We start from the raw sequence: 12,853 nt of genomic DNA on the forward strand, positions 1-12,853 counted from the left end.
GCCAGGATGGCCCATTTGGCGGGGCCGAAGCGATCGAAGAAGCTGCCCACCGCCACATGCCGGGGCACAGCCACCACCGGGTCATCGGGTGCGGGCCCGAGCAACCCGAAGCGCCCCGCATGGTGTTCGGTGACAAACGCATCGTCGGCCACCACGGTGTTCAGGATGGCGCCATCGGCGCCCAGAATGTTGTAAAGGTGTCGCATGGTTCTGCCTTACGAGAGTCAGGGAGTGAGATCAGCAAAGAAGCGAAGGAACGCCAAGCCGCTGCCGCCCGCGCCGCTGCGGCAGTTCGGTGCCGTCAGGCCCTGGCCGCTGGACAGACCACCGCCACCACCGCCCCAGGTGCCGCCGCTGGCGTACGCGATGCTGTTGGCTCCAGGCGAGCCCGAGATCGCGCCGCCCCCGCCAAAGGCCCCAGCCGCCGCCACCGAGAACCCGCCTGGCGTGCTGCCCGTTTGCAGGTTGACCCCACCACTGCCACCACCGTCGCCGGCAGCGCTGCCCGCGGAATACGACCCGCCGCTGCTGTATCCCCCTGAGCCACCGCCACCGACGGGCAGCGGCACCAGGCCCCAATTCGCCACAAGGTCCGCCTGGTGGGTCGCGCTGCTGTACAGCGTGAAGCCACTGCCCCCGTTGCCGCCTTGGGACAGGTTGCCGCTGGTCATAGCCAGCCCAGCCGAGAACGCCCCGCCGCCACCCGTGGCCACCCAAGACCCGGCGGTGGCGATGGCAAACACGATGTCACCGCCCGCCGTGGCGGTCTGGTCCGCCCCACCGAACAGGTTCACCCCACCACCGCCCGTGGCCACCTGCTGCCCGGTCCAATTGGTGTTGACGATGCCGCCACCGCGCCCGCCCGCCGAGTTGATCTGGCCCCCCGTGGCCGAGCCGCCGGGTGCCCCCGCGAGCACCACGCCGGTGCCCGAGTAGATGTACCCGCCCGTGCCCCCGTTGGCCACCATGTTCACAGCCTGGGCCGCGATCACGATGGAAGAGGCCCCGCCGTTGCTCCCGGCCGCGCTCGCATTGGTCACATAGGCCCCACCGGCCCCGATGGTCACGACGATGACGTCGCCCTTTTTGATGCGGGACAGGCGCCGGGCAAAGCCGCCAGCACCGCCGCCGAACGCCGCCGTGGGGGCCATGCCGTTTTGAACATAGAGCCCACCCGAACCACCGCCGCCAATCACGGACAGGTCGACCAAGCCGTCGCAGGGCGCCACAAGGGTTTGGCTGCTTGTCACCTGCAGGGCCAGGATGGAACGGTATTGCTTGGCAGTGCCGCCGAGCAAATCAGGAAGAGACGCCATTACATGTACCTCCACACGTTGGAGCTGGAGAAGAATTTGAAGGTGATGGCGCCAGGCGGGATGCCCAGCACCAGGGAGTCGGTGACGGTGTTAGCGCCAACCTGCAGGGGGATCGGGTTGTTGGGGTTCACCACCAGGCTGTTGTCGGCGCGGCCGTTGGCGACCACCACCACGCACACATCGCCGTTGGCCGGGTTCTGGGGCAGGTACTTCGCACACGCCCCGGCAAAGGTGATCTCGTTGATGGTGTTCAGGCCACCATTGGCCGCGCCATAGAAGCTGCCGCCCGTGTTGGTCACCTGCTGGATGGGCAGCGACATCAGGCCCAGCGAGAACCAGTTGCTCGGGTCATTGATCGGGTCCAGGACGCTGGCCGCAATGGCCACCCGTGCCCGGTAGAGCTGCCCATTGATGGGGCTCCAGGCACAAGCCCCCGAGGCGTAAGCGCCTGGCACCCACTTGACCGCCCCGAGAGCCGCCTGAGCCGCGGCCAGGGTGTTGGCCGCCGCCGAGGCGCTGGCGGCCGCCGCATCGGCCCGCTGCCCAGACAGAGAAGCCTGGCCAGCCGCATCCTGCACGCTTTGGGCTGCCGCCGAGGCGGCAGCGTTCATCCAGCTGAGAGCAGCCCGCCACTGGGCCACGCTGGTGTTCTTGAGGTGATCGAAGAGCGCGGTGCAGCGCACAGCGAAGCTCGTTCGATCGGCCCGGTCCGGCGTGGCCGGGAGGTCATCGAGGGTGGGAGGATTAACCAATGGCATCAGACCATTCCTTTCACATAGCCGCTGAAGGTGGCGGTCTGGGCGTTGTCGTAGCTCATGGAGCCACTGCCCAGACCGAAGACGTTGAGGCCGACGAAGCCGGCGGCGTCCGTAGCGATCCAAGCCGCGGGCACATCGAGCACCCTTTGCACCACAGACAGCACGTAGTCGGCCTGCTCGCGCGGCAAGATCAGCTTGAAGCGCATGTCCGTCGCTGATCGGCGGCGCTTGATCGAGGTGCCGCCGTAGTCGTCGGTCTTGATGTACGAGTAGGTGACGGGCTCGGCCGTGGCACCCGGCTGGGTGCCGCCCCAGGTGTCCGCATTGACCAGGGGCACCAGGTCCCCGAGCACCACCATGCCCGCGCCCACCACACCACCCGCGGGCGCCGTGAGCGACAGGGTCAGCTCGGCTTCGGGGTACGGCACCAGGTCCCGGATCAGGCAGCGCGTGAGCGGCTTGATGGCACCAAACGCCCAGTCGTACCAATCGAGCGGGTCCTCCTGCAGAACCAGGGTCTTGCTGAAGACCACGGTGCCTGCGGGCTTGTCTTTGACGACCACCGACAGCGTGGCGCCGTCCAGGCCGTAGCAGGCAATCGCATTGAAGAAGCCCGGGCGCAGCACATAGGTCAGGGGCGAGGCAATGCGCCCCTGCGTGCTGACCTCGGTGTCAAACGCAGCCCAGCGAGCCGTGGGGCCCGCATCGAGCCAGTACTCGGCATCAGCCTCGGGCAACATCGTGCGGCCCGCTGCCACCGCCTTGACGCATTCGTAAATGCGGTGCGTGGCCTTGCGGATACGACGCTCGCCCAGGGCGCAGGCCGCACCCGAGACCCATTCGACTTCGCCCACTGCCGGCTCGGCAATGTTGCAGTCGGCCAGCATGGCCTCGGTGATGGTGAGGGGAACCAAGATATTCATTGGTGAATCGCCTTCATTGGGTGTGGTCCTCCACCAGAGCCATGGGCACGGCCCCGCCTTCGGGGTTGCCGTTGGTGGCATCCGCCGTGCGCCGGGCCTGGGCTTCGAGCTGGGCGGTCTGGGCCCGCAGGGCTTGCACCTCGGCGATCAGGCGGGTGAGCAGTTCGGCGGGGGCGCTGTCGGTTTGAGGTAGCGCGTGCGCAGCCGGGTTGTAAGCCTTGGGCACGATGGCCTCGCCCTCATGGATCAGGGCCAGCATGTCCTGGGGCACGTAGTTGGTCCCCACCGCAAAGCGCGGCACCCCCACCGATTCCGCCGCCTTGAGCAGGTCTTCGTAGCGGAAGCCCGCCACGGTGGCCAGGTCGCTCAAAGTGGCGCCACTGGCCTGGGTGGCCTCGAGCAGGCCCTTCACATTGCCCGTGCCGGTGAACTTCTGCGCGAGGGTGGAGAGGCTGTCCAGGCGCGAGATCTCCGCGGGGTCGGTGACGCCCACCGTGAAGGCACCGGCGCCGAGGTTCACTTCGCGGCTGTACTTGGTAGAGGGGGATGATGTGCCGCCACCACCGCCGCCGACGGTGAAGCCACCGGACGAGCCACCCGTGGCCGGCCCAGTCCCCGAGCCCCCTCCCCCAACCGTGAACTGCGAGCCCGGATTCGTGACCTGCACCCCGGGCTTCGTGGCCGAGGCATTGCCATCCTTTTCGCCAAGCAAGGCACTTGAGATCTTCTCCAGCGCCTGGCCCACGCTGAGCACGCTGGTGTCGATGCCGCGCAGGGCATCCACCTGGTCCTTGGCGTTCGACAGAATCTTGTCCAGGCTCGCGAGTTGGTCCTCGGCGGTGGCAAGCTGCTGCTCGGCGACCGACTTCTGCACACCGGTCAGGTCCTTGAGCTCGGCCAGCTTGCCCGCCAGGGTGAGCTGAGCCCGCTGCTGCTCAAACGCCGAGCCGAATTGGCTCGAGTCCAGGCCCGAGCGTGCCGCCGTGATGGCGTCGCTCAGGCTGGTGGCGTCGGGCAGGTAGCCCGTGCTGCGGGCGGTGCCCAGGGCCTGGTCGATGAATTGCAGCCCCGCGCGGGCGCTTTGCGCCTGGGTAGCCTCCACCGTGTTGTACAGCTCGGTGACGTGGCCCTTCAGGGTGTTGAAGAGGGAACCCAGGGTGTTGACCGATTCCTGGGCCACTTGCTTGGCGGCCTGGAGGCGGTTCTTCTCGGCGGCGACGGCACGCTCGAGGGAAGCGTAGGCGGCGTCCGTGGCAGCCTGCAGGGCCTTCTTCTTGGCGTCCGCGGCCGCTTCGGCCTGTGCTTTGTCGGCATCGGCCTTGGCTTGGGCCGCCTTGGCCAGGTCCTCGGCGCTCGGGGTGATGCTGGCAAAGGCATCGGCCACGTTCATTAGCGTGGCGTAGGCCTTGCGCCCGGACTCGGTGCTCAGGTCCTGGGCCTCGACCAGGGCGCGGAAGGCTTCGCGGGTCTTGGGGGTGGACAGGCCCACGCTTTGCAGCGCCGCGCTCACATTGCCCAGGGTCTGGGCGTTGCGCTCGTCCTGGCTGTAGAAGTTTTCGTAATAGCCGCTGATCTTCTGGTTCAGGGCATCAATGCCGCCGGCCAGGTTGATGAGGCCGTCGGCCGCGTCAAACGAGAGATCCTTGAGGGACTTGAGCGGAAGAGCCCCGGCCAGGGTGCGCAGGGCCTCGACGGACGCGATCTGGCTGTTGATCTCGGTGATGAGCTTGGTGGCTTCCTCATCGCTGAGTTTCTCGGCATCGATGTCTTTGAGCTTGGCCGCCACCGACTGCGGGATGTCTTGCGCGGCCTGCAGGGCCTGGATGGTGGATTGCTTGAGGTCCAGCGTGAAGTTTGCCACCGCTGTGGCCATGTCGGGGCTGCGCGTGCTGCTGGTCTCGTACAAGGTGCCCGAGTAGTTGCTGCCCTTGCCGGATTCGCCAAACGTGGCGCCCGTATTCAGGCTGCCGCCGGCAAACACCCCACCCCGCCCATTGCCCGAGGTCTCGAGGCCTGCGTGGTAGTCGGTGAGGTAGGCCTTGCTGCCCAGGCTCTTGAGCATGGCATTGATGCTCTCGGCCGTGCTCGACACCGCCTTGCGCGTGGCGTCTTCCCGGTCGCCCATGCCATCAGCCTCGAGCAGGTAGGCCTGGCCATTGGTGACGGCCTTGCGCGTGCCATCGGGGCGCAGGCTGTTGTCTCGGTTGTACTGCTGGCCCTCGTAGGTGTAGACCTCATCGCGGCGGTTGTTTTTAACTTCGCCGTCGTAGGCCACGCCGTACTGGCCACCGGAGCGGGTCTCGCCGCCGTTCAAACCAGAGAGCAACGAGTAGGCCGCCAGGGCCGCACCCACGTAGGGAATGGCCGAACCGATGGAGGCCCCGAGGCCGGCTGCCCCAGCAGCTCCCGCCCCCATGCCGCCGGCCTGGGCAGCAGCGACGGCCGCGGCCGACGACGACCCGGCGCCAAGGCCCATCGACACGCCCATGGCCGCATTGCCGGCCGTGGTGCCGAAGATCGCACCGACCCCGCTGCCCAGCAGGCTGGCCCCGCCATACAGGTTCGAAGCGGAGCCGGCCAGGTTCAAGAGGCCGCTGGAGCCTCCGCCGATACCGCCGGCCAAGCCCCCAAGCCCGCCCAGCACATTGGCCGTGATGCTGACCACCCAGCGCCGGATGGTGAGCTGGTACAGCATGTCCAGGACACTGGCCTTGATCGTCGCACCGATCTTTTCAAACGCCGACTGTCCACCCTGGAACACATTGGTCCAGACGGACTGCGCCGTGTGGTCCACCGAATTGATGATGTCGGTGAGGGTGTTGAGCTCGGACTTGGCCAGGGCCGTGGAGCGTGCAATCGCAGCCGCAGCCTGGGCCTGGTCGACCAAGCGGGCCTTGTCTTCAGCTGAGGCACCCGAGCGATCAATGGCCGCGAGCTGCTTGGCGAGCTCGAGCTCGACCTTGCGCACGGCGACGATCTTTTCTCGCTCGCGGGTGGTCTGGCCCAGCAGGCCCACCTCATCGGTGTACAGCAGGGCCTCTTCCTCGACCTTGCGGGTGTATTCCTCCTGGGCCTGGGCCAGGGTCTTGTAGTCCTTCACGCGGCTGGCGGTCAGCAGGCGTTCTTGCTCGGCCACCTGGACCCGGAGTTCGGCCACGTAGTCGGGCCTGAAAGAGTCGCTGCTGTCGGCCTCTTGCAGCTTCAGCTTCATCTGCTCGAGGCGGAATTCCTCGATCGCGGCCTTGCCCTTGCCCCACACGGCATTGGCGGCTTCCAGCTCACTGGCCTGCTGGCCAATGGCCGCCGCAGCCTTCCTCGTATCGGCCACCAGGGCGTCGTAGGCCTTTTGCGAATCGGCCACGGCTTGGGCTTGCTTCTCCTGCTCGGTGCGGCTGGCCTGCACCTGCACGTAACGCTGGGCCTCGACCAGGGCCGCTTCTTTGTTGGCCCGGGCCACACCGCTGATGCTGGTTTTGAGGTCCTCCTGGATGCGGGCAACAAGCTTCTCGCTGTCGGAGAGCTTGGCGCCCTCGATGCCGCGTTCCTTGATTCGCGCGGTGAGGGTTTCTTCTTCCTTGATCAGGGCGCGGATGCGGGCGACTTCGTTCTCGCCGGCGCCGGCGGCCGTGCTGGGCGTTTTTTCTTTGTACTTGTCGCGGATGTTCTGGATCAGGGCATCGCGTTCTTTGGCGCTGATCTCGCCATCGGCCGCCTGGAACTGGGCCTGCACCTTGGCGATTTCCTGGCGCATCTTGAGCTCATTGCTCAAGAACTTGGCTTGTTCGGTGTCGAAGGCGGCCCGGGCCTTGAGGCGCTCGTTGCCCTCGGCCAGGGCCTTGCTGTTTTGTTCCTGGGCATAGGTGGTGGCGGCCACGGCCGCCGCCTGGGCTTGCAGGGCCGGCAGGATCTCTTTGGAGACCACCGTGTCATCGAACATGCCGCGGATGGCCTGGGACAGGCTGGCGTTCTTCAGGCCATTGCCACGCATCACCTCGTTGATCTGGGCGTTGATGGCCGCGAGCTGGTCCGTGGGCGTGGCGCTGCGGCCCAGGTCCATGATCACGTCGCCGGCCATCTTGGCGGCATCCTTGATACCCAGCCAGGCCCGCTCGACATACCCCAGGTTCTGCAGAATGGATTGAGCCCGCTGCTCGGTCATCGAGGCGTAGGCATCCTGCGCGACCTTGGCCGCATCGGTCGCCCTGCCCTGGTCTTCCAAGGCCTTGATCTGCTTGTACAGGGCCACCGTCAGGTAGTTGGTCGACTCATTCAGCTTGAGCGACGCCTGCAGGGGCGCTTCGCCGAGCTGGGCAAAGGCCTTGGCGGTCTCGGCCACCGACGTGCCCACGGCCCGCTCCATGTCCAGCGCCGACCGGGTGTAGCTTTGCAGGCTCTCGCCCGCCACCCGGCCGGTGCTGGCCATCTCGATGAGAGCAGCGGAGGCTGCGGACTGCGTGCCCTGCATGACCGCCAGACCCCGGGCCATGTCCTGCATCTGGCCGGCGGTGACGCCTGCAGCATTGCCCGACAGAGTGATGGCCTTCTGGAAAGCGGAAGCCTCTTGGCTGCCTTGGTAGTAAGCCAGACCAAGCCCCGCCACCGCCGCGATGGCCAGGTTCGTCGGCGTGAGGAGGCCGCCGATATAGGTACCGAGCGCCTTGGTGGCATTGCCCACGCCGCCGAACATGTCCTTGAGCTGGCCGCCCTGCTGCATGAGCACCGTGAGCGGCTTCTGGCCCGCCTGCAGGCTGACCACGATGTCGGTGACCTGGGCCGGCACCATGCGCATGGCGGCCGCTGTTTGCGCGGCCGAGGCACCGAGCTGCTGCATGGGGGCCGTGGCTTGGCCGAGACCCTGCCCCAGGTTACCGGCCTGGGCCTGGGCGGCCCGCATGTTGGCCGTGAAGGCCTGCAGGGTGCCTGCGGTCTGATCGTCCGCGGTCAGGACGATGGTGGTGTTCGGGTTTGTCATGGGGCCGTCCCTTCGATACGGGCGGCACGGGTGGCACAGACCCGGTTCTCAGGAGCCGCGGGCTTTGCGGTGCTCGGCCTGGTAGGCGTGCATTTCTTGCAGCCAGGCCGCTTCGAGCATTTCCAGGCACTGGAAGAGGTCGACGCGTTGGGCATCGTCCAGGCCGTAGGCCAGCTCGTAGCGGTGCAGCGTTGACCAGTCCATGCCCAGGAAGTGCAGCGCCCCGTCCGGGCCCATGAGAGCCCGCCACGCAAACTGCATGCGCCGGAAGATGGCCAGAGGGATCTGGTTGTCAGGGAAGACATTCAGGGACGGGGGCTCGGTGAGTTGCTGGAGAAGGGCGAGGTGCTTGCCAAAGCCCAGGCGGCTGGCGGCGGCTTCATCGGGGGGCTGCGCTCCGCGCACCAGGACGCGGGCGCAGTCCTTTAGTTTTTTGCGCGGGCCTTGCTGTTCCAGTGGGCGTCGCGGTAGGCGTCGAAGATCTCGCGCGGGGCCCGGTGGAAGCGGCTGATCAGGAGCTGCACGTTCTCCGGCGTGAAGGGCCGGCCGGGTGCTTTCCAGTCGTTGATCAAGAGGCCCAGGATCTCGGCATCGGTCTTGCCCTCGATGTCGGCAGGCAGGGCCTCCATCTCTTCGCGGGTGCGGTACTTGAATTCCAGGGGCAGCACCTGGTCGGGCTGGGCGCCCGGGGTGGTCAGGGTGACATCGATCCAGAAGGTGGCGGGCAGGTCGAAGGTGAAGGCAGCAGCGGCGGCGGTAGCGATGGCAGTGGGGTTCATGGTGGAGATGGGATAAGGGGGGAGGATGGGAGCGCAGGGGTAGGCCCTGCGCGTGGCTGACACAGATCGACCTAGCGATCAGTTCGGGTACACCGTGGGCATGTTCTGGGCCTCGATCGAGACCTTGGTCTGCACCACGCCCTGGGCCTGGCCGGTGGGCACGCCGGCTGCGGCCACGTAGCCCAGCAAGAGCATCTTGGCGCCCGTGCCAAAGCGCAATCGCACGGCCCGCATGCTTTTGGCCTTGTAGGCCTTGTTGCACTCCACAAAGCCGGGGTCGGCCAGATCGAAGATGTTGTCCATGCCAAACGACAGCGGGCTCACGATGGTGGGCACGCGCTTGCGCACGTTGTCGTGGATGGTGGTGACGTCGGCAAACTCCGGGTCGCCGCCCGAGACGTTCACGCTTTGCACGGTGGCAAAGCTCGCGCCAAAGGTGACGACCTGGAAGCTGCCGGCCACCAGGCCGTCGTAGGTGCTGGTGTCTTCGTTCTCCAGCTCGAAGGTCTTGGCGGCCGGGTTGACGTTGGCAATGCGGAACAGGCGCTTGTCGACCTGGTACATGCCTTGCGCGGCCATCAAGATGATGTCGCCCACGTTCGGGTCAACAGCGCCCGAGTACTTGGCCACGCCGGTGGCGGCCTTGCTGATGCTGACCAGGGTGATGGCGGCACCCAGGGCGGTTTGCACGTCAATGCCGACGTTGCTCCAGAAGATGGCTTGTCCCATGAAGGTTTCCTTTGAAGGTAAAGGGTGAGGAAGTGGGGGGAGTTAGAAGGGCTGAACCGAGGCCGGGGCGCTGGCGTGGCGCACCAGCAGGGTCACCGTGGCGCAGGCGGTCTGATCACCGTCCACGTCGTAGTCCACGCTCAGGCTGTGGGGGGTGACGCCTCCGGCCACACCGCCGAGACTCGGTTCCTGCTGCAGCCGGGTGTAGACCCGTGCCAGCAGGTCGTCCACGGCCTCGTCGGCCGGGGCCAGGGTGTTGCCGCGGGCGTAGCACTCGACCGATACAGCCGTGCCCCAGACCATGACTGCGCCCTGCCCCACCGAGGTGTCGGGGTCCGAGCCCGCCAGGCGCACCACCACGGCGGTGCTGTCTTGCTGACTCAGGGGCCGCAGCCGGGTGCGGTACACCTTGGGGGCCACCGCGGGGGCGGCCTGCAGGGTGGCGACCATGGCTTGCACCGCCTGCAGGAAGATGGTGGAGATCGTGTTGGGTGAAGTGGCGGCGGGTGCGTTGTTCATGCCAGCTCCAGCAGCAGGTGGGTTTCTCCGGTGCCGTCGTTGCGGGCATCGGCAATGAGGTAGGCCTGGCCGTTGACCGTCACGCGCAGGCCCACCGGGTTGGCTGGGACCTGGACCGTGGGCAAGGCAAGTGCCGGTTGTGACGAGGCCATGCCCAGGGCGCCAACCTGGCCCGCGGCGTAGCCGTTGGCAAAGATGGCGTCCACCCTTACGTCTCCGTTGTCGGTCTCGTTCACGTTCTCGATGAAGGCGGCACAGTTCGACAGCCGGCGGAAAGCGGCGGCTGCAGTGCGGGCCTCCAGGAGGGCGAAGGGCTTGGGCATGGCGCTGGTCACCTGGTCAGATCTGGTGGGGTTACGCGGATGCTCAGACGGCGACCCCGGAGAGGCGCACGCGGGCTGTGGTCTCGTTGGCCGCCTTGGGCGACAGCAGCGCACCGATCAGGGCGTTGCCTGCAGCGGTCACGGTCACGCGGCGGTTGGCGTTGTCCCAGTACGCCTTGGTGCCGGCTGCGCCCACATCGGCGCTCAGGGCATTGAGGTCGTAGACGCCCACGAGGTTGGTCTCGACCGTGGCGCCGGCCGCTGCCGCACTGGTGGCCACACCAAATAGTGCGCCGACCTGCAGGCCGTCGCCGCCGTTGACGGCATAGGGGGCCGGCAGGGGCACGGTGTCGCCGGACTGGATGAAGTTTTTCATTTGAGGGGCTCCTGAGGGGATGGAGGGGTTGGCTGGGTGGGTGGTCTGGGGTGGCGGTGCCTTAACCGCCGGCGGCCTTGTAGAGACCGCGGTGCTCAATGGCCTTGGCAGCGAAGTCTTCGCGGCACTTGTAGGAAACGCCGTCGCTCTCAAAGCCCACCTCGGTCTCGATCACTGGGCCTTCGGCGCCGTCCAGGTAGCAGTACTCCACCGTGTCGACCTGCGCATTGCTCGCAGCCAGGTACCAGGCGGTGGTGCTGTTGCCGTCCAGCAGGGGCTCGACGATGGGCTCCAGCGAGGTGCGGCCGCCGCTGCGGAACTCGTTCACATCTGCCTGGCGGGCCGGCACGTAGTTGCTGCTGGTGAGCTGATAGGCGGTCTGCTCGAGGGACGCGGGCACGATGAGGTAGCTCGGCGCGATGCCCAGCTCTTCACCGGCCAGGCCCTTTTGCAGGCGCATGGCGGTGCGGCCGGCCGACAGGGCTGTGAACTGCAGAGCGCTGCCAGCACCGGTGCCCAGGTTGCCGTGATCCGCGTGGAAGAGCGTGGTGCCGTCAGACAGCGCCGCATTGGCCGTGAGCTGGGCGTAGACGAGACGGTTCTCCAGACGTCGGGCGGCAAAGCCGAAGGCGCTCACCAGGCGGTCAAAGGCCCGCAGGTCGTCGTTGATGATGGCCTGGCGCGACAGGGACACGATGCGGCCATAGGTCAGCACCTGGTAGGACTCGGCGCCGTCCTTCATCGAGCCGTACTTGAATTCGCCGTGTTCATTGGTGCGCAGCAGGTCGGGGGCGGCCGAGAGCGCGGTGATCGTGATGTTCTTGAAGTCGGGCGCATTGGGGGCGCGGCGGGCCCAGAGCGCATAGGTGCCGGGGTTCTCGTCGTAGGCACTGCGCAGGCGCTTGTTGGCCACGTTGGCAAACAGCGACGGAAAGTCGCTGGTGGTGTTCATGCCACCGGCTCGGAAGTGCAGCATGCGGGTGGCGAGCGTCAGGCGGTCCATGCCGCGGGTGCTGACGCCGTGGCCCTCCAGGAAGTCGCGGCCCAGCTCTAGCAGGCTCATGCCCCGGTACTGGCGACCGTTGTCGTCCAACTGGGTTTGCGCAGCGACGCGGTGCAAGATGGCCTGCTCGATGCCGGCCATGCGGGTTTGCATCTCATCGCGCACGGTTTGGATCTGGCCGCCCTGCCCGCCCTGGACATTTCGGTGGCCACCGCTGGCCGCGTCGCGGCGGGCCAGCTCATCGAGCACCGAGCTGCGGGCCTGCTCCACCGAGTTGCCCGAGCGAATCAGGCCAGCGGCCAGGTGGGCCACACCATGGCGGGCACAGAGATCGGTGATGTCGGCGGCGGCAGAAGCTGCGGCAATGGCTGCTTGAGCTGCGGCATCAGCCTGGCTGCGCTGAGCGACGGTGCCGGCTTCAGGGGCTGCGGACGAGGAGGACGAAGAAGCGGGGGCCGTGGCGGTGCTGCCGCCGGCATCAGTGCTCTGAGGCATGGAGGAATCCTTTCGGGTTTGGGTTTCGGCGGAGAGGCCCACCGTGGGCAGGGAATGGGCGCGGGTCTCGATGAACTCGCAGGGGAAGGTGCGAAGCTGGAAGGCCTGGTCTGAGGGGGCTGCGCCATCGGCGCCAGGGGCAGAAGTCGCACCAGCAGCACCAGCACCGGAGCGGATCTGGCTGTCCATGTCGGCGGGGATGGGCACCAGGGAGACCTCGTAAGGTTCCCAATCGACCACGCGGTAACGCCACAGCTCGCCCTCGTTCGCTGGGGCCACCATCTCGATGCGATGGCGCACATAGCCCACCGACACATTGCGGATGATTCCGTCAGCCACGTCTTGCACGTAGCCAGCCACCGACTCACGGCGCGAGAAGGTCGCGCTGCAGGTGCCTTGGCCGTTTTGAATGATGGGGTTTTCGACCACGCCGAGCTGGGCCTCGAGGCTCCACTGGCTGTGGGTGTTCAGGAGCGGCGCCCCCCCGGCGCAGACGATCCAAGCGGATAGCGCCCTCTTCCACCACCAGTTCTTCGACATAGGCCCGGTCGCGGAACCAGTCAAAGCACTTCACGCCCGCACCGGTGGTGAAGACGATTTGCGCGGTGGCGAGGGGGGAGGAATCAGGGGCGGAGTTGTCCGCCTGTGAGCGCTGGAAAC

The 12,853-nt window shown here is 67.0% G+C and carries 11 protein-coding genes and 1 pseudogene; all 12 read right to left on the reverse strand.

Features of this window, described 5'->3' with window-relative positions; translation table 11 throughout:
* A pseudogene (locus F624_RS33030) lies at nucleotides 1-206 on the reverse strand (hypothetical protein); the annotation flags it as partial.
* A gap of 18 nt (nucleotides 207-224) precedes the next feature.
* A complete protein-coding gene (locus F624_RS35255; RefSeq protein WP_157443731.1) occupies nucleotides 225-1,316 on the reverse strand; it encodes a glycine-rich domain-containing protein in 1,092 nt (363 codons plus the stop codon).
* Entirely contained in the window at nucleotides 1,316-2,074 is a 759-nt protein-coding gene (locus F624_RS33800; protein WP_245573780.1) for a hypothetical protein, read from the reverse strand. Before F624_RS33800 ends, F624_RS35255 begins: the two co-directional genes overlap by 1 nt.
* Entirely contained in the window at nucleotides 2,074-2,997 is a 924-nt protein-coding gene (locus F624_RS0131295; RefSeq protein ID WP_019578312.1) for a hypothetical protein, read from the reverse strand. The genes F624_RS33800 and F624_RS0131295 overlap by 1 nt, the downstream gene beginning before the upstream one ends.
* A gap of 13 nt (nucleotides 2,998-3,010) precedes the next feature.
* Nucleotides 3,011-7,969, reverse strand: a complete 4,959-nt coding sequence (locus tag F624_RS0131300) for a phage tail length tape measure family protein (protein ID WP_019578313.1) — start codon at nucleotides 7,967-7,969, stop codon at nucleotides 3,011-3,013.
* Between the two features lie 48 nt (nucleotides 7,970-8,017).
* Nucleotides 8,018-8,374, reverse strand: coding sequence for a DUF1799 domain-containing protein (locus F624_RS0131305; protein WP_019578314.1), 357 nt, complete (start codon nucleotides 8,372-8,374; stop codon nucleotides 8,018-8,020).
* A 20-nt stretch (nucleotides 8,375-8,394) separates the two neighbouring features.
* Complete coding sequence (locus tag F624_RS0131310; protein WP_019578315.1) at nucleotides 8,395-8,748, reverse strand: phage tail assembly chaperone; 354 nt, start codon at nucleotides 8,746-8,748, stop codon at nucleotides 8,395-8,397.
* Nucleotides 8,749-8,826: 78 nt separating this feature from the next.
* Nucleotides 8,827-9,477 carry a phage tail tube protein gene (locus F624_RS0131315; RefSeq protein ID WP_019578316.1) on the reverse strand — a complete coding sequence of 217 codons (651 nt, stop codon included), beginning with the start codon at nucleotides 9,475-9,477 and terminating at the stop codon, nucleotides 8,827-8,829.
* A 42-nt stretch (nucleotides 9,478-9,519) separates the two neighbouring features.
* Entirely contained in the window at nucleotides 9,520-9,996 is a 477-nt protein-coding gene (locus F624_RS0131320) for a hypothetical protein (RefSeq protein ID WP_019578317.1), read from the reverse strand.
* On the reverse strand, nucleotides 9,993-10,319 hold the full coding sequence (locus F624_RS0131325) for a head-tail joining protein (RefSeq protein ID WP_019578318.1): 327 nt from the start codon (nucleotides 10,317-10,319) through the stop codon (nucleotides 9,993-9,995). The genes F624_RS0131320 and F624_RS0131325 overlap by 4 nt, the downstream gene beginning before the upstream one ends.
* 43 nt (nucleotides 10,320-10,362) lie before the next feature.
* Nucleotides 10,363-10,695, reverse strand: a complete 333-nt coding sequence (locus F624_RS0131330; RefSeq protein ID WP_019578319.1) for a DUF2190 family protein — start codon at nucleotides 10,693-10,695, stop codon at nucleotides 10,363-10,365.
* A gap of 61 nt (nucleotides 10,696-10,756) precedes the next feature.
* Nucleotides 10,757-12,733, reverse strand: a complete 1,977-nt coding sequence (locus F624_RS33045) for a prohead protease/major capsid protein fusion protein (RefSeq protein WP_157443732.1) — start codon at nucleotides 12,731-12,733, stop codon at nucleotides 10,757-10,759.
* Between the last annotated feature and the right edge of the window lie 120 nt (nucleotides 12,734-12,853).

It is taken from the genome of Curvibacter lanceolatus ATCC 14669, from assembly GCF_000381265.1.
GTDB lineage: Bacteria > Pseudomonadota > Gammaproteobacteria > Burkholderiales > Burkholderiaceae_C > Curvibacter > Curvibacter lanceolatus.

Coding starts and splice junctions, on each gene's coding strand:
- F624_RS33045 (WP_157443732.1), bottom strand. CDS start 12,733: ATGTCGAAGAACTGGTGGTGGAAGAGGGCGCTATCCGCTTGGATCGTC.
- F624_RS33800 (WP_245573780.1), bottom strand. CDS start 2,074: ATGCCATTGGTTAATCCTCCCACCCTCGATGACCTCCCGGCCACGCCG.
- F624_RS0131325 (WP_019578318.1), bottom strand. CDS start 10,319: ATGCCCAAGCCCTTCGCCCTCCTGGAGGCCCGCACTGCAGCCGCCGCT.
- F624_RS0131315 (WP_019578316.1), bottom strand. CDS start 9,477: ATGGGACAAGCCATCTTCTGGAGCAACGTCGGCATTGACGTGCAAACC.
- F624_RS0131300 (WP_019578313.1), bottom strand. CDS start 7,969: ATGACAAACCCGAACACCACCATCGTCCTGACCGCGGACGATCAGACC.
- F624_RS0131295 (WP_019578312.1), bottom strand. CDS start 2,997: ATGAATATCTTGGTTCCCCTCACCATCACCGAGGCCATGCTGGCCGAC.
- F624_RS0131320 (WP_019578317.1), bottom strand. CDS start 9,996: ATGAACAACGCACCCGCCGCCACTTCACCCAACACGATCTCCACCATC.
- F624_RS0131310 (WP_019578315.1), bottom strand. CDS start 8,748: ATGAACCCCACTGCCATCGCTACCGCCGCCGCTGCTGCCTTCACCTTC.
- F624_RS0131330 (WP_019578319.1), bottom strand. CDS start 10,695: ATGAAAAACTTCATCCAGTCCGGCGACACCGTGCCCCTGCCGGCCCCC.
- F624_RS35255 (WP_157443731.1), bottom strand. CDS start 1,316: ATGGCGTCTCTTCCTGATTTGCTCGGCGGCACTGCCAAGCAATACCGT.